At 71.1% G+C, this 20,693-nt stretch carries 23 protein-coding genes and 1 tRNA gene; 11 read left to right on the top strand and 13 right to left on the bottom strand.

The window, feature by feature from the left end; genetic code table 11:
- The first annotated feature begins 1 nt into the window (after position 1).
- Together msrA and ACSP50_RS04320 are read left to right on the top strand one after the other, a co-directional pair.
- A complete protein-coding gene (gene msrA, locus ACSP50_RS04325; protein WP_014687932.1) occupies positions 2 to 664 on the top strand; it encodes a peptide-methionine (S)-S-oxide reductase MsrA in 663 nt (220 codons plus the stop codon).
- Positions 665 to 818: 154 nt separating this feature from the next.
- On the top strand, positions 819 to 1,193 hold the full coding sequence (locus ACSP50_RS04320; protein ID WP_014687931.1) for a hypothetical protein: 375 nt from the start codon (positions 819 to 821) through the stop codon (positions 1,191 to 1,193).
- Here the strand turns inward: ACSP50_RS04320 and ACSP50_RS04315 are convergent.
- Positions 1,160 to 1,357, bottom strand: coding sequence for a hypothetical protein (locus ACSP50_RS04315; RefSeq protein WP_014687930.1), 198 nt, complete (start codon positions 1,355 to 1,357; stop codon positions 1,160 to 1,162). The genes ACSP50_RS04320 and ACSP50_RS04315 overlap by 34 nt on opposite strands.
- Before the next feature lie 55 nt (positions 1,358 to 1,412).
- The gene (locus ACSP50_RS42910; protein WP_014687929.1) at positions 1,413 to 1,583 is read right to left on the bottom strand and encodes a hypothetical protein; all 171 of its coding nucleotides are present in this window, start codon (positions 1,581 to 1,583) and stop codon (positions 1,413 to 1,415) included.
- A gap of 97 nt (positions 1,584 to 1,680) precedes the next feature.
- On the opposite strand from ACSP50_RS42910, the gene ACSP50_RS04310 reads away from it, so the two are divergent.
- The 4 genes from ACSP50_RS04310 (at position 1,681) to ACSP50_RS04295 (ending at position 5,790) form a co-directional block, all read left to right on the top strand.
- Positions 1,681 to 3,105 carry a CYTH and CHAD domain-containing protein gene (locus ACSP50_RS04310; RefSeq protein WP_043510812.1) on the top strand — a complete coding sequence of 475 codons (1,425 nt, stop codon included), beginning with the start codon at positions 1,681 to 1,683 and terminating at the stop codon, positions 3,103 to 3,105.
- Positions 3,106 to 3,109: 4 nt separating this feature from the next.
- Positions 3,110 to 4,063, top strand: coding sequence for a polyphosphate kinase 2 (gene ppk2 / locus ACSP50_RS04305; RefSeq protein ID WP_014687927.1), 954 nt, complete (start codon positions 3,110 to 3,112; stop codon positions 4,061 to 4,063).
- A gap of 277 nt (positions 4,064 to 4,340) precedes the next feature.
- Positions 4,341 to 5,276, top strand: a complete 936-nt coding sequence (locus tag ACSP50_RS04300) for a ribonuclease Z (protein ID WP_014687926.1) — start codon at positions 4,341 to 4,343, stop codon at positions 5,274 to 5,276.
- A 10-nt stretch (positions 5,277 to 5,286) separates the two neighbouring features.
- Positions 5,287 to 5,790, top strand: coding sequence for a GNAT family N-acetyltransferase (locus ACSP50_RS04295; RefSeq protein WP_014687925.1), 504 nt, complete (start codon positions 5,287 to 5,289; stop codon positions 5,788 to 5,790).
- 307 nt (positions 5,791 to 6,097) lie between these two features.
- Here the strand turns inward: ACSP50_RS04295 and ACSP50_RS04290 are convergent, their stop codons facing one another.
- Positions 6,098 to 6,394 (bottom strand): hypothetical protein, encoded by a 297-nt coding sequence (locus tag ACSP50_RS04290; protein WP_014687924.1) that lies wholly within the window; start codon positions 6,392 to 6,394, stop codon positions 6,098 to 6,100.
- Between the two features lie 236 nt (positions 6,395 to 6,630).
- Between ACSP50_RS04290 and ACSP50_RS04285 the strand changes: the two genes are divergently transcribed.
- Entirely contained in the window at positions 6,631 to 7,560 is a 930-nt protein-coding gene (locus tag ACSP50_RS04285; protein WP_014687923.1) for a S1C family serine protease, read from the top strand.
- Between the two features lie 159 nt (positions 7,561 to 7,719).
- Here the strand turns inward: ACSP50_RS04285 and ACSP50_RS04280 are convergent, their stop codons facing one another.
- The gene (locus ACSP50_RS04280; protein ID WP_014687922.1) at positions 7,720 to 9,081 is read right to left on the bottom strand and encodes a cystathionine beta-synthase; all 1,362 of its coding nucleotides are present in this window, start codon (positions 9,079 to 9,081) and stop codon (positions 7,720 to 7,722) included.
- 3 nt (positions 9,082 to 9,084) lie between these two features.
- Positions 9,085 to 9,429: a YkvA family protein gene (locus ACSP50_RS04275; RefSeq protein ID WP_014687921.1), complete on the bottom strand. Its 345-nt coding sequence runs from the start codon at positions 9,427 to 9,429 to the stop codon at positions 9,085 to 9,087.
- A gap of 162 nt (positions 9,430 to 9,591) precedes the next feature.
- On the opposite strand from ACSP50_RS04275, the gene ACSP50_RS04270 reads away from it, so the two are divergent.
- From ACSP50_RS04270 to ACSP50_RS04255, 4 genes are all read left to right on the top strand, one after another.
- Positions 9,592 to 10,644, top strand: a complete 1,053-nt coding sequence (locus ACSP50_RS04270; RefSeq protein ID WP_014687920.1) for an SGNH/GDSL hydrolase family protein — start codon at positions 9,592 to 9,594, stop codon at positions 10,642 to 10,644.
- A 94-nt stretch (positions 10,645 to 10,738) separates the two neighbouring features.
- Positions 10,739 to 11,527, top strand: coding sequence for an SGNH/GDSL hydrolase family protein (locus ACSP50_RS04265; RefSeq protein WP_014687919.1), 789 nt, complete (start codon positions 10,739 to 10,741; stop codon positions 11,525 to 11,527).
- Between the two features lie 53 nt (positions 11,528 to 11,580).
- Positions 11,581 to 12,825, top strand: coding sequence for an acetyl-CoA C-acetyltransferase (locus ACSP50_RS04260; RefSeq protein WP_014687918.1), 1,245 nt, complete (start codon positions 11,581 to 11,583; stop codon positions 12,823 to 12,825).
- A 240-nt stretch (positions 12,826 to 13,065) separates the two neighbouring features.
- On the top strand, positions 13,066 to 13,395 hold the full coding sequence (locus tag ACSP50_RS04255; RefSeq protein WP_014687917.1) for a hypothetical protein: 330 nt from the start codon (positions 13,066 to 13,068) through the stop codon (positions 13,393 to 13,395).
- A 455-nt stretch (positions 13,396 to 13,850) separates the two neighbouring features.
- Here ACSP50_RS04255 and ACSP50_RS04250 read toward each other — a convergent pair whose 3' ends face one another.
- From ACSP50_RS04250 to ACSP50_RS04215, 8 genes are all read right to left on the bottom strand, one after another.
- A complete protein-coding gene (locus ACSP50_RS04250) occupies positions 13,851 to 14,705 on the bottom strand; it encodes a Bax inhibitor-1/YccA family protein (protein ID WP_014687916.1) in 855 nt (284 codons plus the stop codon).
- Positions 14,706 to 14,926: 221 nt separating this feature from the next.
- A tRNA-Leu gene (locus tag ACSP50_RS04245) sits at positions 14,927 to 15,009 on the bottom strand.
- 55 nt (positions 15,010 to 15,064) lie between these two features.
- Positions 15,065 to 16,426, bottom strand: coding sequence for an NAD(P)/FAD-dependent oxidoreductase (locus ACSP50_RS04240; RefSeq protein ID WP_014687915.1), 1,362 nt, complete (start codon positions 16,424 to 16,426; stop codon positions 15,065 to 15,067).
- A gap of 98 nt (positions 16,427 to 16,524) precedes the next feature.
- Positions 16,525 to 17,088 (bottom strand): hypothetical protein, encoded by a 564-nt coding sequence (locus ACSP50_RS04235; RefSeq protein WP_014687914.1) that lies wholly within the window; start codon positions 17,086 to 17,088, stop codon positions 16,525 to 16,527.
- Between the two features lies 1 nt (position 17,089).
- On the bottom strand, positions 17,090 to 18,394 hold the full coding sequence (locus tag ACSP50_RS04230; protein WP_014687913.1) for a DUF58 domain-containing protein: 1,305 nt from the start codon (positions 18,392 to 18,394) through the stop codon (positions 17,090 to 17,092).
- The gene (locus tag ACSP50_RS04225; protein WP_014687912.1) at positions 18,387 to 19,388 is read right to left on the bottom strand and encodes a MoxR family ATPase; all 1,002 of its coding nucleotides are present in this window, start codon (positions 19,386 to 19,388) and stop codon (positions 18,387 to 18,389) included. Before ACSP50_RS04225 ends, ACSP50_RS04230 begins: the two co-directional genes overlap by 8 nt.
- Positions 19,389 to 19,401: 13 nt before the next feature.
- Positions 19,402 to 19,983: a hypothetical protein gene (locus ACSP50_RS04220; protein WP_080127717.1), complete on the bottom strand. Its 582-nt coding sequence runs from the start codon at positions 19,981 to 19,983 to the stop codon at positions 19,402 to 19,404.
- Positions 19,980 to 20,669: a DUF4129 domain-containing protein gene (locus tag ACSP50_RS04215; protein WP_014687910.1), complete on the bottom strand. Its 690-nt coding sequence runs from the start codon at positions 20,667 to 20,669 to the stop codon at positions 19,980 to 19,982. Before ACSP50_RS04215 ends, ACSP50_RS04220 begins: the two co-directional genes overlap by 4 nt.
- Positions 20,670 to 20,693 lie beyond the last annotated feature (24 nt).

The raw sequence follows: 20,693 nt of genomic DNA, 5'->3' as shown, positions 1-20,693 counted from the left end.
CGTGTTCCTGCGGCACAAGAAGCTGGACCTGCCCACCGCCGAGACCGCCCTGCCGGGCCGGCTGATCTCGATGCCGGTCGCCGACAGGCACGAGGTTCTCGGCACCCCGCTGGAGGGCCCGTGGCCGGCCGGCTACGAGGTCGCCGTCTTCGGACTGGGCTGTTTCTGGGGCGCCGAGCGGATCTTCTGGCGGCTGCCGGGCGTCCACTCCACCTCGGCCGGGTACGCCGGCGGTTTCACCGCGAACCCGACCTACGAGGAGGTGTGCTCCGGCACCACCGGCCACGCCGAGGTCGTGCAGGTGGTCTACGACCCCAGCAAGATCAGTTACGCGGAGTTGCTGAAGACCTTCTGGGAGAACCACGACCCGACCCAGGGCATGCGCCAGGGCAACGACGTCGGCACCCAGTACCGGTCGACGATCTACACCACCACGGACGCCCAGGCGGAGGCCGCGCGCGCCTCGCTGGCCGCCTTCCAGCCGGTGGTCACCAAGGCCGGCCTCGGCGAGATCACCACCGAGATCAAGCCGCTCGGCGACTACTACTACGCCGAGGACTACCACCAGCAGTACCTGGCCCCGACCAAGAACCCCAACGGATATTGCAACCACGGCCCCAACGGCCTGTCCTGCCCGATCGGGGTCGCCAAGACCGAAGGCTAGTCATTCGGTCGCCTTCGGGTGTGCGGCTCGCCGCCACCCGTGGGCTGCGGGCCGAGTGAGAGGTCACGGCGAGATTCACGCTGTCGGGGGTAAAAAATCGACATGTCCCGAAATCCTGCCCACACTCGAACGTGAGACACGCGGGAGGTGGATCATGTCACCGAGTTCGGCGAACGAGGCACGTTATTCCGGATATCGCGATGCCGGCGAGCGCTTCCGGAACCCCGACGAGCACGACGCCTGGGCGCAGGCCGAGGTCATGATGGAACAGGCCCGGGCCATGATGCGCGAGGCCGAGGACGCGCTGGAGACCTGGAAGACCGGCAAGGAGATGAACCGGCTGCGCTGCGAGCGGCGGGGGATCAGCCAGACCGACGCGGAGATCCGGTGGTCGGCGACGACGACCGCGAAGAACGCGATCACGAACAACAACTTCTACGTTTCGCTGGCGTCGATGTATTACGGGGCGGCGTCCGCGAATTACTCACGGGCGCTCTATCTCCGCAGCCACGGCAGCGCCCGGTTCTGAACCGCCCGGGCGCGGCGGGCGGCCCACGATCCGGTGCAGACCGGGAAACGGCTGAGCATGGCGAGCGGCTCGGCGCCGGCCGGGAAACGGCTGAGCGCGGCGAGCGGCTCGGCGCCGGCCGGGAAACGGCTGAGCGCGGCGAGCGGCTCACGGCGTACCCCCATCGCGCGGAGCGCCGGAAATGCCGTAGGTCGCGGATCGGTGCCGGGGATCGACGGTCTAGCGGTCCGGATGGGGGTTGTCGCGCTCCGCGACCGGCGTCGTGTCCGGCCGGGTAGGCGCCGCCTGAGCCGGATTCGCCGGCGCGACCAGCGTCAGACCGAGAACCGCCCCCGCCCCGATGAGCCGCAGACCCGCGAGCGACACCGGGCGACGTTCCGACTTCTCCATGAACAAACTCCTCACGACCGGGTACCGACCACCACCGTGCCACCGGAACCTGAGGGATCGCTGTGTCAAAACCGTGCGGACGGGCACCATTGATCGGGTGGAGACCGCGACCGAGACCGAGCGCAAATATGACGTTCCCGAGACCTTCGAGCTTCCGGACCTGACCGGCGCCGCGGGCATCGCCCGGGTCGGCGGCGCCGAGACGCATGATCTCGACGCCACGTATTTCGACACCGAGGACCTCCGGTTGATGAAAAATCGTCGGACGCTTCGGCGGCGGTCCGGCGGGCACGACGCCGGCTGGCATCTGAAGACGCCCGGCGACGGCGACGGCCGTCGAGAGCACCGGATGCCGGGCGACGGCGATCAGGTGCCGGACGAGTTGCGCGCCCTGGTCCGGACACTGGTGCGGCGACGTGCGCTGGAACCGGTGGCGCGGCTGCGCACGCATCGGGTGGAGACGCCGTTGCGCGATGCGGAAGGGCGCACGCTGGCGCTGATCGCCCAGGATCGGGTGCGGGCCGATTCCGGCGACGAGCACAGCGCCTGGCAGGAGGTCGAGGTCGAACTCGTCGACGGCGACGAGCGCATTCTCGACGTGGTCGAGAAGGCCCTGCTCAAGGCGGGCGCCACGCATGCCGCGGGACCGTCCAAGGTGACCCGTGCCCTGTCCGGGCGGCTTTCCGGAAAGCCACGTCCCGGCAAGATCAACCCCATTTCCCGGTACGTCGCCGAGCAGCGCGACGCCATTCTGGAACACGACCCGGCGGCCCGGCGGGGTGACCAGGACGCCGTGCACAGGATGCGGGTGGCCACCCGGCGGCTGCGCAGCACCCTGAAAAGCTTCCGCCGCTGGTTCCCGGATCGGGAGACCGCCGGGCTCAGCGACGAGCTTCGCTGGCTCGCCGCGGCGCTCGGCGCGGTCCGCGACCCGCAGGTGCTGGAGGGCAGGCTGCTCGCCGGTCTCGACGACGACGCCGCGTTCATCCCGGCCGCGCAGCGGATCCGCACCGCCCTGGACGAGCGGGTCGCCACCGGCCGCGAGCAGCTGGCCGCGGCCCTCGACTCGGATCGCTACCTGGACCTGCTGGACCGGATCGACGCGCTGGCCGACCACCCGCCGGCGCGCGCCGGCAACCCGGCGAAACAGGTCCGCAAGGTGCTCGGCCGGGCCGACGATCGACTGGACACGGCGCTCGCCGACGGCGTCGACGAGGAGTTGCACGAGGCCCGCAAGAAATACAAGCAGGCGCGGTACGCGGTGGAGCTGATCGCCGCGGATTCCGGCAGACCGGCCAAGCGGCTCGTCAAGACGCTCACCGCCCTGCAGGACGGGCTCGGCGCGCATCAGGACTCCTCGATCGCTCGGGAAACACTGCGTGAAATCGGGCCGGACAGTTTCCATTTCGGCGTTCTCTACGGTCGACAGGAAGCAGTGGGTAAGGAGACGCTCATCGCCGTCCCCGCACTGGTGCGGGCGTCACGGCGCAAGAAGGTCCGTCGCTGGCTGGTGAAGGCGTGAGGCAATGAGCACTGAGGTGGATTCGCAGTTCGACGAGGCGGTGACGCACCCCTATCAGGGTCCGATCGCCGAGCTCAACGGTTACCGGGTGGTGGACGACGAGGATGACGACCCGCGGCTGCTGAACGCGGACGGCAGCCCGGTCGACACCTGGTGCGAGGACTATCCGTACGACGAGCGGCTCGCCCGGGCCGAATACGACCACCACAAACGGCTGCTGCAGATCGAGCTGTTGAAACTGCAGAATTGGTGCAAGGACACCGGGGAACGGCTGGTGATCCTGTTCGAGGGGCGGGACGCGGCCGGCAAGGGCGGCACCATCAAACGGTTCATGGAGCACCTCAATCCGCGGGGTGCGTCGGTGGTCGCGCTGGAGAAACCGAACCAGCGGGAGAGCACCCAGTGGTATTACCAGCGGTACATCAAACACCTGCCGTCGGCCGGTGAGATCGTGCTGTTCGACCGGTCCTGGTACAACCGGGCCGGCGTCGAGCGGGTGATGGGTTTCTGCACCCGCCAGGAGTACCTGGAATTCCTCCGGCAGACCCCGGAACTGGAGCGGATGCTCGTCAACTCCGGGATCAACCTGGTCAAATTCTGGTTCTCGGTGACCCAGAAGGAGCAGCACACCCGCTTCGCGATCCGGCAGGTCGACCCGGTCCGGCAGTGGAAGCTCTCCCCGATGGACCTCGAATCGCTCGACAAGTGGGACGACTACACCGAGGCGAAGGAGGCGATGTTCTTCTACACCGACACCGCCGACGCGCCGTGGACCGTGGTGAAGAGCAACGACAAGAAGCGCGCCCGGCTGGAGGCGATGCGGCACGTGCTGCACCGCTTCGACTACGCCGGCAAGGACCTCGACGTGGTGGCCCGGCCCGACCCGCTGATCGTCGGCCCGGCGTCGCTGGTGGTGGAGAGCGCCGAGTCCGGCCCCCGGGTATTCCCGCGACTCTAGTGATTCAAAACCGTTGGCGCGGACGTCCGCGGCTGGTTAACGTGGCCGTACACGTGAAGGGAGGTGGTCCGAAGTTGTATAGCAACGGGACTCGTGAGGTGGCTGTCCGCTAGCCGCTGTCCTTGACAGCTTCGTTTTGAGCGTCGAGACCGTGTGGCAGCGGCCGGCGAGTACCAGACAGCCACCCGACCCCCGGGGATCCGGCCTTGTCCGACCGGACCTCGCTCGTTCGCGAGCGAGGAAGTCCCCGGGGGTCGCTTAATTTCAGGGACTTCCGATGCGTGAGCTCGTCGTGCTGGGAACAGCCAGCCAGGTGCCGACCCGGCATCGCAACCACAACGGTTACCTGCTCCGCTTCGACGACGAGGTGATCCTCTTCGACCCGGGCGAGGGCACCCAGCGACAACTCCTGCTGGCCGGGCTCGCGGTCACCCCGCTGCGCCGGATCTGCGTCACGCACTTCCACGGCGATCACAGCCTCGGGCTGCCCGGCATCCTGCAGCGCATCTCGCTGGACCGGGTGCCACACCCGGTGGCGGTCCACTATCCGGCCGGTGGCCAGGAGTTCTACGACCGGCTGCGGCACGCCACGAGCTACTGGGACAACGCCGAGATCGTCGCTTCGCCGGTCGGCGCCGGGTTCGCGGTGGAGACGTCCGCGGGGCGCCTCACGGCGCTGCCACTCCGGCATTCGGTGGAGTCGTACGGCTACCGCCTGACCGAGTCCGACAGTCGCCGGATGGTGCCCGCCCTGCTCGCCGCGCACGGCGTGACCGGGCCGGCCGTCGGCGAGCTGCAGCGGGCCGGTCGCCTCGGTGACGTGACACTCGACCAGGTCAGCGTGGTGCGACCGGGGCAGAGCATGGCGTTCGTGATGGACACCGGCCTGTGCGACAGCGTGTACGAGCTGGCCCGCGGGGTGGACCTGCTGGTGATCGAGTCGACGTTCCTGGCGGAGGATGCCGCGATGGCGGCCCAGGTCGGGCATCTGACCGCGGGGCAGGCCGGGGCGGTGGCCCGGGAGTGCGGGGTGCGGCACCTGGTGCTGACCCACTTCTCGCAGCGGTATCCGGATCCGTCGCGGTTCCTCGACGAGGCCCGGGACGAGTTCGCCGGGCCGATCACGATCGCCGAGGACCTGATGCGGGTCCCGTTCCCGGCGCGCCGGGACGCGCCGGTCGCCGACACCGGGTTGTCACCCGGCGGTCGCTAACGTCTCCGGCATGAAGCTTCAGCTGCGGGCCGCGGGGGCCGACGATCAGTTCCGGGTCGGGGCGCTGCACCAGCGGTCCCGGGTGGCGGCGTATGCGGGGTTCATCCCGGTGGAGGTGCTCACGGCGCGGTCCGCCGAGTCGTTCGGCGAGTGGTGGGCCGAGCGCTGGAAATGGGAGCAGGACACGCACCGGATGACACTGGCCGAGGTGGACGGCGAGCTGGCCGGATTCAGCTACATCGGGCCCAGCGAGACTCCGCGGGCGGCTGAACTCTATGCGATCCACGTCGATCCGGCCCGGGTCGGGACCGGGGTCGGCCGGGAGCTGATGGTCCGCGCGCTGGCCGACCTGCCGGCGATCGGCGAGGCTCGGGCGGTCCTGTGGGTGCTGACCGAGAATCATCCGGCCCGTCGGTTCTACGAGCGCGGCGGCTGGACGACCGACGGAGCGACCCGCACCGAGCCGGTCAACGATGTCCCGGTCCCGCAGGTGCGATACGAACACCCGCTCTGACCGTGACAGCCCGCCACCGAGCGGCGGCGGGCTGCTGGTTGAGCGGGAACGCGTGACCGATGAATGCGGGGGAACCTGTGGTCACGCGCTCCCGCCAACCGCCCCGCTCGAACCGGTTGCGCCTGGCCGGAGGCGCGGATCAGCGGAGGCGTGCCGATCCGTGGTCCGGTTCAGAAGCGGGCTTGGGCGCGGGAATACCGGAGCGCTGGCGGGGCGCCCCGGCGTCACCGCCGGGAGACGTACGCCGGGCCGGAAGCCAAGGCTTGCCGGGGGACGGTCAAGCTCGTCGGCGACGTCCAGGTCTGGATCAGTCGGCGTACCTCCGATGGTTGTGGTTGCCGCGGTCCGCGCGACCCCTGTCGGTCATCGCGGCGGGCAGGCTGTTCAAGTCGTGTCGCAGGGTCCAGGCCTCGCGCCAGGGTCGGCGGGACACCGCGTCGGCGCGTTCTGCCAGGCGGCGGGCCGAGCACGGCCAGTGCCATCCACACCAGACGCAGTTGCCGTCCCGCCCGGCGGCCATATGCCGGCCGAGCATCTGCTGCGCGTCCCGCCACAGCAGGCGGTCCACGATGTCGGCTGGCGCCGCCTCGTCGACGTCGACCATCCCCTACCCCTTCGTCCGGGAGTGGCTCATAGCTCCGTCACGACACATACAACCGCATCCCCCGGTTCCCCGGTCGGACTGAGTGTGCGATTGCGGCGACTATCCGTAACCGCCGATGTCCACTGTGTTCCGGGTCGACGCCGCGCATCCACCTCCGTGACCGGGCCGACACCACGTTCGCCCTGGGCGGACGCGGTGCCGGCATCGACGGGCGGACGAGCGGTGTTGACCGGGACATGGACACCGAAGAATCCGAGGCGCTCGATGCCTACAGCCGCATCGTCACCGGTGTGGCCAGCCGTCTCCTGCCCTCGGTGGCGGCACTCACGATCCGTTCTCCGCGTGGCGGCGCCGGATCCGCGGTGACCTTCACCGACGACGGGTTCCTGCTCACCAACGCGCACGTGGTGGCCGGCCCCACCACCGGCTCGGCCGCGTTCGCCGAGGGGGTGGAGACGCCGTTCGACGTGGTCGGCGCCGACCCGCTGTCCGACCTGGCGGTGGTCCGGGTGCATCACCCCGGCGCGCCGGCCGCACCGCTGGGCGACGCCGACACCCTGCGGATCGGTCAGCTCGTGGTCGCGGTCGGCAATCCGATGGGCCTGGCCGGGTCGGTGACCGCCGGCGTGGTCTCCGGGCTGGGCCGGTCCCTGCCGGCCCGGGACGGCCACCGGATGCGGGTCATCGACAACGTCATCCAGACCGACGCGGCGCTGAATCCGGGCAACTCCGGCGGCGCGCTGGCCGACTCCGCCAGCCGGGTGGTCGGCGTCAACACCGCGGTCGCCGGATACGGGCTGGGCCTGGCCGTGCCGATCAACGACACCACCCGGTCGATCATCGGCGAGCTGGTCGCCACCGGCCGGGTCCGGCGGGCCTGGCTCGGCGTGGCCGGGCTGCCCGCGCCGCTGCCGCCACACCTGGCCGGGCGGCTGGGGCAGAAACAGGGGCTGCGCGTCGTCGAAGTGGTGCCGGGCAGTCCGGCCGGGGTCGCCGGCGTCTACCTGGGCGACATCCTGGTGAGCGCGGGCGGGCATCCGGTCGACTCGGTCCAGGCCCTGCAGCGCCTGATGCTGGGCCCGGCCATCGGCGTCGACCTGCCGATCACCCTGCTTCGCCGCAACGCCCTGGTCGACGTCGTCGCCGCACCGGCCGAACTGCGCTGACCACCCTGCCCGACGCACAGCCGGGTCGACGCCGTCGCGGGGCCGGGCCGGCCGGGCGGCGGTTGAACGAGTGCCGGGGCGTGGCGATCACGTGCGGTGGGTCGGGTGGTTCGTCGGCTCCGGGATGTTGGCGGTCCGGGCCGACGAACCACTGCACAGTCAGCTCAGGTGGGCGAGCAGGTCCTGTCGGGTGAGGACGCCGGCGGGTTTGCCGTCGACCAGGACCATGGCGGCGTCGGACTTCTCCAGCAGGGCGACCGCGTCGCTGACGGACTCGCCGCCGCCGATCATCGGCAGGGGGTCGCCCATGTGGCGTTCGATCGTGTCGTGCAGGTGGGCCTGGCCGGTGAAGAGGGCGTCGAGCAGGGCCTTCTCCGAGATCGAACCGGCCACCTCGCCGGTCACGACCGGGGGTTCGGCTTTCAGGACGGGGAGCTGGCTGACCGCGTACTCCCGCATGTAGTCGATCGCGTCGCGGACCGTCTCGGTGGGGTGGACGTGGACCAGCGGCGGGATCTCGGCGCCCTTGGCGGCGAGCGCGTCGGCCACGGTGGGTGCGTCGCCGGGGGTGCGCAGGAAACCGTAGCGGGCCATCCAACGATCGTTGAAGATCTTGGAAAGGTAGCCCCGGCCGCCGTCCGGCAGCAGGACCACGATGACGTCGTCCGGGCCGGCTTTGCGGGCCACGTCGAGCGCCGCGACCACGGCCATCCCGCACGAGCCGCCGACCAGCAGACCCTCCTCGCGGGCCAGGCGGCGGGTCATCTCGAACGAGTCCGAGTCGCTCACCTCGATCACCTCGTCGGTGATCTCCCGGTCGTACGCGGTGGGCCAGAAGTCCTCGCCGACGCCCTCGACCAGGTACGGCCGGCCGGTACCACCCGAGTACACGGAGCCTTCCGGGTCGGCCCCGATCACCCGTACGCCCGGATTCTGCTCTTTGAGATAGCGGCCGACGCCGGTGATGGTGCCGCCGGTGCCGACCCCCGCCACGAAGTGGGTGATCTTGCCCTCGGTCTGTTTCCAGAGCTCGGGGCCGGTCTGCTCATAGTGCGAGCGCGGGTTGGCGGGGTTGCTGTACTGGTCGGGTTTCCAGGCCCCGGGAATGTCCCGGGTCAGCTTGTCCGAGACGTTGTAGTAGGAGCGCGGGTCCTCCGGGGCGACCGCGGTGGGGCAGACGACGACCTCGGCGCCGTACGCCCGGAGCACGTTCTGCTTGTCCTCGCTGACCTTGTCGGGGCAGACGAAGACGCACTTGTAGCCCCGTTGCTGCGCCACCAGGGCCAGGCCGACCCCGGTGTTGCCACTGGTCGGCTCGACGATGGTGCCGCCCGGCTTGAGCAGGCCCGCCTCCTCGGCGTCCTGCACCATCCGCAGGGCGATCCGGTCCTTGACCGAACCGCCCGGATTCATGTACTCGACCTTGGCCAGCACGGTGGCACTGATGCCGTCGGTCACGCTGTTGAGTCGGACCAGCGGGGTGTTGCCGATGATCTCGACCACGTTGTCGTAATAGCGCACGCTTCAGCGTACGACGACGGGCTTCGCCAGCCTCTCCCACTCCAGGAACCGCTCGGTCTCGCTGAGCACGGTGCCGGCCAGCCAGGTCACCATCACCGCGTCGTCGATCAGCCCGAAGACCCACAGGAAGGCCTCCGGCACGGCGTCGATCGGCGAGACGACGTACGCGGTGGCCGCCGCCATCAGGGCGAGCCGCATGCCGCCGTCGTACTCCCCCCTGGTGGTCGCTTTGACCATGCGAGGCAGCGCCGAGATCCGTTTGCTCAGCGACGGGCCACCGCGGGCGCCGGACATCAGCGCCCGGCCCAGTGCGCTGAACGCCGCCGCACGTTTCAGAGTTTTCGCCATCTCTGTTCCCCTTTCCGCAACTCCAGCATGACTTGGGTACGCCATGATTGCCCCTCGCGAGACCGAGTTAGCCTCGAATCCCGACGTTGGGTGCCGATCATGGCCGCACCGGGAGGCGACTCCGGGCCGGTTGGTTCCCTTCGGACGACAGCGAGGGACACTGTGAACAGCACTGTTATCCACTTCCGCGGCCTGACCGCCGAGGACCGGCAGCGGATCCGTACGGCCGGCCGGATCGCCGGCCAGGTCACCGGAGCACTGGCCGGCGTCACCGCGATCTCGGCCGGCCTACTGCTGCGGCAGGCCGCCGACGCCCGGCGGATCATCCCGCTGGCCGAGGCACCGCCGCCCCGCGGCGACGGGATCTACGGAGCGAAGTTCCACGGCAGGCCGATCAGTCTGGCCGTCCTCGGGGATTCGTCGGCCGCCGGTTACGGCGTGCACCGGCCCCGGGAGACGCCCGGCGCGCTGTTCGCCACCGGGATCTCCCGCCGCCTGCAGCGGCCCGTCCAGCTGCACCGGTTCGCCGTCGTCGGATGCGTCTCGTCGGGCCTGCCGTGGCAGGTCGACGCGGCCCTGGAGCACCACCCCGACCTGGCGATCATCCTGATCGGCGGGAACGACGTCACGCACGTCTCGGCCCGGGCCGAGGCGGTCCGGCACCTGGGCGACGCGGTCCGCCGGCTGCGCGAGGCGGGCTGCAAGGTGGTGGTCGGCACCTGTCCGGACATCGGCGCGATCCAGCCGATCAAGCCGCCGCTGCGCTGGCTGGCCCGGCGATGGAGCCGGCAACTGGCGGCCGCGCAGACCGTCGCGGTGGTCGGCGCCGGTGGCCGCACCGTCTCGCTGGGGAATCTGATCGGCCCGATGTTCGAGGCGGATCCGGCCCGGATGTTCGGTTCGGACCGTTTCCACCCGTCCGCGGAGGGGTACGCGAGAGCGGCCGCGGTGATGATGCCGACGGTGATGGCCGCGCTGGGCGAGGACGACCGGCCCGCGGTGCCGCTGGCCGAGTCGGTGCGGACGTTGCCGGAGGCGGCCGTGGAGGCGGTTCGGGCGCCGGGGACCGAGGTCAGTCCGGTGCGGTCCGGCAAGCGGTGGGCGCAGTTGCGGCGGCATCCCTGGTTCGGGGAGCAGCGCCACTGGTTCGGGTCGTTGAGCGCCCGGTCGGTGCCGCAGCCGCAGGCTCCGGGTCCGATCCGGGCAGCGAGTTAGAGACCGGATGCGATCCGCGCCGTAGGGTAAAGAGGAAGAAGGATCATCGAAGTCGGCGGGAACCTCGGACTTAGCAAGCACCGGGAGGCGGGACATGGCTGGGCTGCCGGAACGATTGACCAGGGCCGCGGCCACGAGCCTGCTCGCCGGCGCGCTGGGCGGGGCCGCCCTGCTCGCCGGTGAGATGCTGGCCGCCAAGGCGCGCCGCTACGCCAAGCCCACCATGGGTCTGGCGCTGCGCACCTCGATGGGCCCGGTGACCGCCCCGCCGCTGCGGCTGGTGCTGCTCGGCGATTCGGCCGCGGTGGGGGTCGGCGTGGAGTGGCTGTCCGACACGGTCGGCGGCCAACTGGCCCGGCTGGTCGCCGACGGCACCCCGGAGACCGGCCCGCGGCACGTGCTGCTGTCCAGCGTCGGTGTGGCCGGTTCCCGCTCGGCGGACCTGTCCACCCAGGTGGCCCGGGCCCTGCTGGGGGTGAAACCGGACGTGGCGGTGGTGCTGATCGGGTCGAACGACGCGACGTCGGGCCGGGCGCCGGAGGAGGCGGCCGGCCATCTGGGTCAGGCGGTCCGCCGGCTGCGCGCCGCCGGCGTGCAGGTCGTCGTCGGCACCTGCCCCGATCTGGGCGCGCTGCGGTCGATGGCGCCCCCGCTGCGGCAGATCGCCGGCGTGTTCGGCCGGCGGATGGCGAAAGCGCAGGCCAAGGCGGTCGCCGATGCCGGTGGCGTGGTGGTCGACCTGGCCGGGGAGACCGGCGCGGTGTTCCGGGCCGATGCCGGGACGCTGTGTTACGACGGCTTCCACCCGTCCGCGGACGGCTATCGGGTGTGGGCTCACGCCCTCTATCCGGCGGTGGCGAAAGCCGCCCTGAGCGGCGTGTGATGATGTGACCAATCCACACTTCCGACCATGTTACCGCTGAGTAAACTGGTGGCATGCCGGAAGCTGTCATCGTCGCCACTGCCCGCTCCCCGATCGGCCGCGCCCACAAGGGCTCGCTGAAGGAGCTTCGCCCCGACGACCTCACCGCCACCATCGTCGACGCCGCGCTCAACAAGGTGCCCCAACTCGATCGCGCCCTGATCGAGGATCTCTACCTGGGCTGTGGCCTGCCGGGTGGCGAGCAGGGCTTCAACATGGCCCGGGTGGTCGCCACCAAGCTGGGCCTGGACGGTCTGCCGGGCGCCACCATCACGCGGTACTGTTCCTCCTCGCTGCAGACCACCCGGATGGCGTTCCACGCGATCAAGGCCGGCGAGGGCGACATCTTCGTCTCGGCCGGTGTGGAGACCGTGTCCCGGTTCGCCCGGGGCAGCTCCGACGGCCTGCCCTCGGCCGCGCAGGCGCTGGTCGGCGGCGGCTGGGAGAACCCGGCGTTCGCCGACGCGCAGGCCCGCACCAAGGCCACCGCGGAGAGCGGCGGCACCTGGCACGACCCGCGTGAGGACGGCCTGCTGCCCGACATCTACATCGGGATGGGCTACACCGCGGAAAACCTGGCCCAGATCAAGAACGTCTCCCGCGAGGAGATGGACGAGTTCGGTGTGCGCTCGCAGAACCTGGCCGAGAAGGCGATCGCCGACGGTTTCTGGGAGCGGGAGATCACCCCGATCACCCTGCCGGACGGCACCGTCGTGTCGAAGGACGACGGCCCGCGCGCCGGCGTCACCCTGGAGGCGGTCAGCGGTCTGAAGCCGGTGTTCCGCCCGGACGGCCGGGTCACCGCCGGCAACTGCTGCCCGCTGAACGACGGCGCCGCCGCGGTCGTCATCATGAGCGACACGAAGGCCCGTGAGCTGGGCATCACCCCGCTCGCCCGGATCATCTCGACCGGCGTCACCGCCCTCTCCCCGGAGATCATGGGCCTGGGCCCCGTCGAGGCGTCGAAGCAGGCCCTCCGGCGCGCCGGCATGACCATCGACGACGTCGACCTGGTCGAGATCAACGAGGCGTTCGCCGCCCAGGTCATCCCGTCCTACAAGGACCTGAACATCCCGCTGGACAAGCTGAACGTCAACGGCGGCGCGATCGCGGTCGGCCACCCGTTCGGCATGACCGGCGCCCGCATCACCGGCACCCTGATCAACTCGCTGAACTGGCACGACAAGTCGATCGGCCTGGAAACCATGTGCGTCGGCGGCGGCCAGGGCATGGCCCTGCTCATCGAACGCCTGAGCTGACCCGGCAGCGGCCCCCGCACCCGCGGCTCGACGCACCCGCAGAGCCCGGCGCTTCCCGCGCCGGGCTCTGCCCGTTCCGGTCACATGTTCCCGCCGGGCCCGCCTCGTTCCGCGATCCGATTGCCGCGGTACGTCGTCAGCCCACGAGCCACCCCGCGTCACAGCTCTCCGGTGTTGCCGGGCCCACGTCGTCGTTCGGTGTGCCGACGGGCCGCGGGCCGGCCCGGGTAGGCTCGCCGGATGTCCGACTTCGCCACGTCGATCGAGCGTCTGCTCACCCAGGTCCGGCACTGGGAGGAGTCCCGCTGGTCCGCGCGCGCCGGCGCGGAGAGCGCGGCGGGGGGCGACTCGGCGAGCAAGGCCGATCAGGCATTCGCGCTGGTGCAGCGTCTCGCCGATCTGGACGCGGAGGCGGCGGGCCGGGCGCCGCGCGAGGTGCCACGACTGCACGATCTGGTGCTGCCGGATCAGCTGCGGGTGGTTTCCGACGATCTGCTGGCCGCCTCCCCCGGCCCGGAACTGCTGACGATTGCCACCGCGGCCGTCGACGAATTCCGTCGTATCGTCTGACCCCTGCGCACCGGACCGGACATTCCATCATTTCGGAATGCGACGGCACGATTACCGCAGGTGCCTATCGCGGGATCAATCGACCCGTGCGGCGCTTTCGACGTACACCAGCGGAATGGGTCGTGCCACCGGAAACCGCGAGCGAAAGAGCGCACCGGGAGGCGCGTGGCCGCACGCGGGCCATGGTGGGGGAAGAAGGCAGCGCCCGGGCCACGGAAGGCGGGCCGGGCCACGGAAGGCGGGCCGGGCCACGGAAGGCGGGCCGGGCCACGGAAGGCGGGCCGGGCCACGGAAGGCGGGCCGGGCCACGGAAGGCGGGCCGGGCCACGGAAGGCGGGCCGGGCCACGGAAGGCGGGCCGGGCCACGGAAGGCAGGCCGGGCGCTGATCGTCAAGGGCAACGCCCGGACCGCGGGGAGGCGGCCGGGCGTTGCGGGTTGACGGACCGACGAACCGTCAGTCGTCGCCCTGCAGATAGCTCAGCAGGCGCAGGATCTCGACGTAGAGCCAGACCAGGCCGACCAGGATGCCGAACGCCGCGGTCCACGAGTAGCGCTTGGGCAGACCCTGGCGGACGCCCTCCTCGATCTCGTTGAAGTTCAGGATGAAGCTCAGCGAGGCGACGACGATGCAGACCAGGCTGAAGAGGTAGCCGAGCGGGCCGTTGTCGCGCAGGCCCGTGTTGACGCCGAACAGGTACAGCACCAGGTTGATCAGCATGACCATGAAGAGGCCGCCGAGCACCGCATACATGATCCGCTGGAACTTGGGGGTGGCCCTGATGACGCGGGCGCGATAGAGCATCGCCATCAGGAAGAAGACGCCGAAGGTGGCGACCACCGCCTGCAGCACGATGCCGTCATAGCCGAGGAAGCTCTGGTAGGCCTTGCTGATCATGCCGACGAAGACGCCCTCGACCACCGCGTAGGCCACGACCAGCGCCGGGTTCGCCATCCGCATGAAGCTGAGGACCATGCCGAGCACGAAGCCGACCATGGCGGCGCCGATCCAGGCGACCATGGTCATCGAGATCGGGACGACGCTCCACGCCACGACCGCCGAGATACCGGTGATGCCCAGCAGGGTGACCGTCTTGACGACCACGTCGTCGATGGTCATCGGCTGGACGGCGGGCGGGGCGGCGTAGCCCTCGGCGGTCGGATAGGGCTGCTGACCGTAGCCGTAACCCGGCTGACCGTAGCCGTAGCCGGGTTGACCGTAACCCGCGTGCCCGGCCGGCCCGTACCCGGCCGTCCGCTCCCGCTCGGCCGCCTGGCCGAGGCGCGAGAGCACCGGGTTGGAAGTCTTCACTGTGTCCAGCCTCCCTTGAGGTTCGGCACCAGGATGCCTGTGGTTCAAGGGTAAGCGCTGCGCCTCCGGATCGCCGCTCTGCGAAGCTGTGAGCAGGCTGAAAATGACAAGTGTCATGGGTGCGTGGCGCGCTCCGATGCTAGTCGACGGCCCAGCCACCGACGAAGAGACGACGGGGGAACGACGAAGCGGCCGCGACCGAACCGGTCGCGACCGCTCTGTGCCCGGGGCGGGTCTCGAACCCGCACGCCTGTTAGGGCAGCCGCTTTTAAGGCGGCCGTGTCTGCCATTCCACCACCCGGGCGGGCCTGCGAACACCGTAGCTGGTGCCGCCCGCCCGGTGGGGAACGGCCTTGCCGTCAGCGAGCCCCGGAGGCCACCTTCTCCTCGGCCTTCGGCTTCGGCGCGACCGGTGGGGTCACCTCGAGGAACTCCTCGCGCGGCGCGTGCAGCTGGCCGAGTGCCACGGTCTCCCGCTTGAGGATGAAGGCCAGCACCCAGTCGGCGAGCACCCGCACCTTGCGGTTGAACGACGGGATCCGGCTGACGTGGTAGAAGCGGTGCATCAGCCAGGCCGGGTAGCCCTTGACCTTGATGCCGTAGACGTGCGCGACACCCTTGTTGATGCCCAGGCCGGCGACGCCGCCGACGTGCTTGTGCCGGTACTCCTTCGGAGCGCCGCCGAGGATCACCTGGGCGATGTTGTCGGCGAGCACCTTGGCCTGCCGGACCGCGTGCTGGGCGCTCGGCGAGCACCAGCCACCCGGGTTGGTCAGGTCGGGGACCTGCGCGCAGTCGCCGGCCGCCCAGGCACCCTCGAGCACCTCGCCCTCGAGCGTGGCGACCTGCAGGGTGGGCAGGCAGTTGACGTGCCCGCGCGGACCGAGCGGCAGGTCGGTCTGCTGCAGCATCGGCGACGGCTTCACGCCGGCCGTCCAGACCAGGGTCTCGGCGCGGAACGAGTCACCGTCGGAGAGCTCGATCTGGCCGTCGACGCAGGAGTTCAGGAAGACCTCGAGGCGCAGGTCGACGCCGCGGGCGGCGAGCTGGCGAGCGGCGTACGCCCCCATCTCGGGGCCGACCTCGGGCAGAATCCGGTTGGTCGCCTCGACCAGGATGAAGTGGACCTCCTTCGGGTCCAGCTCCGGGTAGTACTTCAAACCGTCGGCGACCAGGTCCTGCATCTCGGCGAGCGCCTCGATGCCGGCGAAGCCGCCACCGACGAAGACGAAGTTGAGCGAGGCCTTGCGCACCTCCGGGTCCGGCGTCACGGCGGCGACGTCGAGCCGGTCGAGGATGTGGTTGCGCAGGTAGATGGCCTCGCCGATGGTCTTGAGACCGATACCGATCTCGCTGAGACCGGGGATCGGGAGAGTCCGCGAGACCGAGCCGGGCGCCACGATGATGTGGTCGTACGCCATCTCGTAGGAGGGGCCGTCGATCGGCTGAATGATCACCGTCTTGCGAGCGTGCTCGACCTTGGTGACCTCACCGGAGACGATGCGGCACTTCTTCAGCTCACGGCGCAGCGGCACAACGGCGTGGCGCGGCGAGATGCTACCGGCCGCTGCCTCGGGCAGGAACGGCTGATAGGTCATGTGCGGCACGGGGTCGATGACAACGACCTCGGCGTGGTTCCGGTTCAGCTTCTTGGACAGGCGTAGGGCCGTGTACAGCCCGACATGACCTGCACCTACGACGACTATGCGCGGCGGATTCACGCCCCTATTCTCGCGCGCGACCGGCCGTTCATGCGTCGTTCTGTGACCATCGCAACCTTGAAAGTCAAGTGTCGAAGGACACATAAACTCCCCGAATATCAGCTCCGCCTGGTAAGGCGAACCAAAAGCATCGTCACACCGGTCGCAGCAGCCAATCCCACCAATGTCGCCAATTGGAACGCATCACCATCAAGATCCGCAGTAAGCCCCAGAGCGAGCACGGTCAACACCGCCGAGATCAGCACCACGATCCCGGCGCGGCCCAGCCACAGGCCCGGGACCTCCAGGTTGACCACCGCGTCGTAGGGCAGGACGGCGGCCAGCGCGGTCAGCGTGTGACCGAGATAGAGCAGGGTGGCCAGGGACAGCACCCGCCAGAGCGCGATCCGCGAGTCGTACCCCGAGGTGTCGACGATCCAGCCGGCCACCACGACCAGCGCGGCGAAGGTGGCGGCGCGGCCCCGCGGGGCGAACGCCGGCCAGAGCGCGACCAGCACCAGCGGCACCACGAACTGACTCGCCACCAGCTCGATCGGCCAGGCCACGGCGATCGCGAACAGCCCGCACAGGGCGATGCCGGCGCGTACCAGCATCGGGATCACGGTGGCCCGGCGGACCATGCCCGGGATCCGGCTGATCCGCCGCAGGAGTCCGGTCAGCACGTCATCGCCCCCTCGGTGCGGCGGCCATCCGGGCCACGTCGCGCAGCACCAGGTCCAGGCTGCCGGCGCCGGCCCAGGTGACCACCGGCACACCGTGCTCGCGGAGCCGGCCCAGCACGTTTTCCCGCTCGATCCGCCACAGCCGGGTGGCCAGCTGGCTCCACTGGTTGCGGACCGGCGGCGCGGCGTCCTCCGGCAACGTGTCCACCGCGACCACGAACCGGCCGGCCTGGGTGAGCTGGGCCAGCATGTCCGCGGCGCGCGGATCGATCAGCGGGGTGAGCACCACGACCAGCGCCGAGGTGGAGATCTGGTGCGAGCCGAGGGCAGGTTCGTACTCCTCGTCGACCGGGTCGGCGCGCACGTCGAGCAGCCACTCCAGGACGGTGAGGTACTGCCGGCGGCCGGAGGCGGCGCGCAGCCGGCGGGCGGTGGCGCCGTACTCCAGCAGTGACACCCGGTCGCCGCGGTGCAGGTAGTGCTCGGCGACCGCGGCGGCCGCGCGGACCGTGGTGTCCAGCACCGAGGCGCCGCCCGCCACCCCGCCGGACCGGCCCACCTCGCCCAGCAGGTCGAGCAGGAGCAGCACCTCGGCGTCGCGGTCCGAGAGGGTGGAGGCCACGTGCAGGTCGCGGGTGCGCAGCGAGACCCGCCAGTCGATGCGGCGCAGCCGGTCGCCGGGTGCGAACTGGCGCACGCCGGCCAGCTCACCGCCCTCCCCCAGCCGCCGCGAGCGGTGCGCGCCGACCAGGCCGGCCGCGGCCGGCATCGCCTCGGTCGCCTTGAACGGCTCGGTCATCGGATAGACCCGCACGCCGCGCGCCGGGGTGACCACCGGGCGGCAGGCGAGCAGCCCGCCGCAGGCCGCGGCCCGCGCGGCGGCCGGGCCGACGTCCTGCCGGCCCCAGCGCAGCGCCTCGCCGGGCAGGTCGACGGCGGCCCACCCGTCGGACGGCACGGTGATCGCGAACGGCCGGTCGGCGTGCTCCAGGCGCAGCCACGGCGACGTCCGGGTGCGCACCACCACCAGGTCGTAGCCGAGCACGTCCGGGTTGGCCACGGTCAGGGCGGCCTGCACCGCGCCGCCCTCGACCAGGTGCGCCTCGTCGGCGGTGATGGTCACCTCCGGCATCGCCTGCGGCCGGTTCCGCAGGTTCAGCGCCACCCCGATCGCGAACGGGGCGGCCAGCAGCACCAGGTCGACCCGGCCCAGGGCCACGCCGAGCAGCAGGAGCAGCCCGGTGAGCAGCACCGAGCGGCCGAGCGCCCGGGTCGGCGCCCAACTCGGAGCGGCCGGTTCAGTCATGCCGGGCGTAGGTCGGAAGCGCCCCGCTGGCCGGGGCCGGCACCGCGCTGAGCACCTCCTGCACCACGAACGCCGGGTTCACCTGGCGCAGCCACATCTCCGGACGCAGCGTGATCCGGTGCGCCAGGGCCGGCACCGCGACGTCCTTGACGTCCTCGGGCACCACGTAGTCCCGGCCGGCCATCGCGGCCCGGGCCCGGGCCAGCAGCAGCAGTGCCAGCGAGCCACGCGGCGACGAGCCGACCAGCACCGCGGTGTGCTCGCGGGTGGCCGCGGCCAGCGAGACGATGTAGCGCCCGATCGAGTCCTCGACCGCGACCGACTCCAGCGCGGCCTGCATCACCTGCAGGGTGCGGGCGTCGACCACCGGGGTGAGCTGCGCCTCCTCCTGACGGCGGGACATCCGGCGGCGCATCACCTCCCACTCCTCCTCGGCGGTCGGGTAGCCGAACGACACCCGGAGCAGGAACCGGTCGAGCTGCGCCTCGGGCAGCGGGTACGTGCCCTCGTACTCGATCGGGTTGGCGGTGGCCAGCACGTGGAACGGCGGGTCCAGCCGGTAGGTCACGCCCTCGACCGAGACCTGCTTCTCCTGCATCGCCTCGAGCAGGGCGGACTGGGTCTTCGGCGGGGTCCGGTTGATCTCGTCGGCCAGCAGCATGTTGGTGAACACCGGCCCGGCCCGGAACGCGAAGTCACCCTTGCGCTGGTCGTACAGGAACGAGCCGGTGACGTCGGCGGGCAGCAGGTCGGGGGTGAACTGCAGCCGCCGGAAGTCGAGCCCGAGCGCCTGCGCGAACGACCGCGCGGTCAGCGTCTTGCCCAGCCCGGGCAGGTCCTCGAGCAGCACGTGGCCACCGGCCAGGATGCCGGCCAGCACCAGTTCGAGCGCCTCCCGTTTGCCGACCACGACGCTGTTCACCGCGTCGAGCACCGCACCGGCCAGCCGCCCGACCTCGTACGGAGGAAGAGCCTGTCCGCCTTGCTGGGTCACCGGCGCACCTTTCTCACAGTCGTTCCATGGCTTGCACGTACGTCTCCAGGTCTTTCGCCTTCAGTCCGCGACGACCGGGATCGGACAGTACCGCCCAGGCGTCGCCGCCGAGCAGTTCCCGGGCGCGTGCCGGATCGGTGGCGCGGGTGATGCCGTGCCGCAGCCGCAGGCGTTCGTCGGCGAGTTCGCCGAGCACCGGCAGCACGACGGTACGCGCATAGGTGTCCGGGTCGGCGTGCGCCTTGTCCAGGGTCCACTCCCAGCGGCGCACCGTGGCCCGCAGCGAGTCGGCGGCCCGGGCCTGGGCGTCGGTGCCGCCGGACCGGCCGCGCGGCGGCTTCGGCGGGCGCACCGCGGCGGCCGCCATGGTGACCAGCCGCAGGCCGGCCAGCAGGGCCACGACCAGCAGCAGCGGCACGTGCACGCCGCCGGCCCGCAGCGCGGCCACCACGACCACCGTGGCGACCACCACCAGCAGCACGTTGCCGGCCACCCGCAGCGCCGGCGAGCGGCGACGGGCCGGCGCCGGCGCGGGCTCCGGGGCGGCCGGCGCGGCCGTCATCCCGAAGAGTTCGTCGAGTCCCCCGTCGCTCACGCCAGCGCCCCCAGGTCGGCGCGCAACCGCTCCAGCGCGTACCGCGCCTGCTGGCGCATCCGGTCGTCGACGGTGTGGGTGGCGTACCGGGCCTCCCGGTACACCTCCATCAGGGCGGCGAGCACGGCGGCGTCCACCTGTTGCTCGGCGAGCAGCCGGCCGACCAGGTCGGTGGGGCTGTCGCCGGGATGCCGGACGGTGCCGGCCGCGGCGGCGGCCTGCTCCAGCCGCACCCAGCAGGCGATCACCGCGCGACGCGGGTCGCGGTCGGTGTCGGAGAGCTCCTCCAGACCGGCGTCGAGCGCGGCGACCAGATCCTCGGCGGTGTTCCCGGCGCGGCGCGGGTCGCGGCGGCCGGTCCGGTTGCGCCGACGGCGGGCCACGTCCCGCAGCAGCGCCCAGATGAGGATCACCACCATCACGATCACCAGCACGACGATCACCGCGACCGCCGCGCTGCCGACCCAGCCGGGCAGGCCGCGAGCCGCCTCGACCGGCGACTCACTCTGCTCCACGGTCGGATGCGGGGTGGGCGGCAGCAGCGGCGCCTGGGTGGTCGGCGTGGTGGACTCCGGGGTGATCCGGTCCAGCTGGGGCGCCGAGCGGGTGGCCGCCAGCGAGATCACGAAGAGCAGCCCGATGACGGCGGCCAGCGGCCACCAGCGGCGCAGAAGTCCAAGGTCCATGCGGGCGCGATCAGATCCGTGACG

It is taken from the genome of Actinoplanes sp. SE50/110 (genome assembly GCF_900119315.1).
Classification (GTDB): domain Bacteria; phylum Actinomycetota; class Actinomycetes; order Mycobacteriales; family Micromonosporaceae; genus Actinoplanes.
Note: the sequence above shows the minus strand (reverse complement) of the source record. Positions and strands in the feature narration are given on the sequence as shown.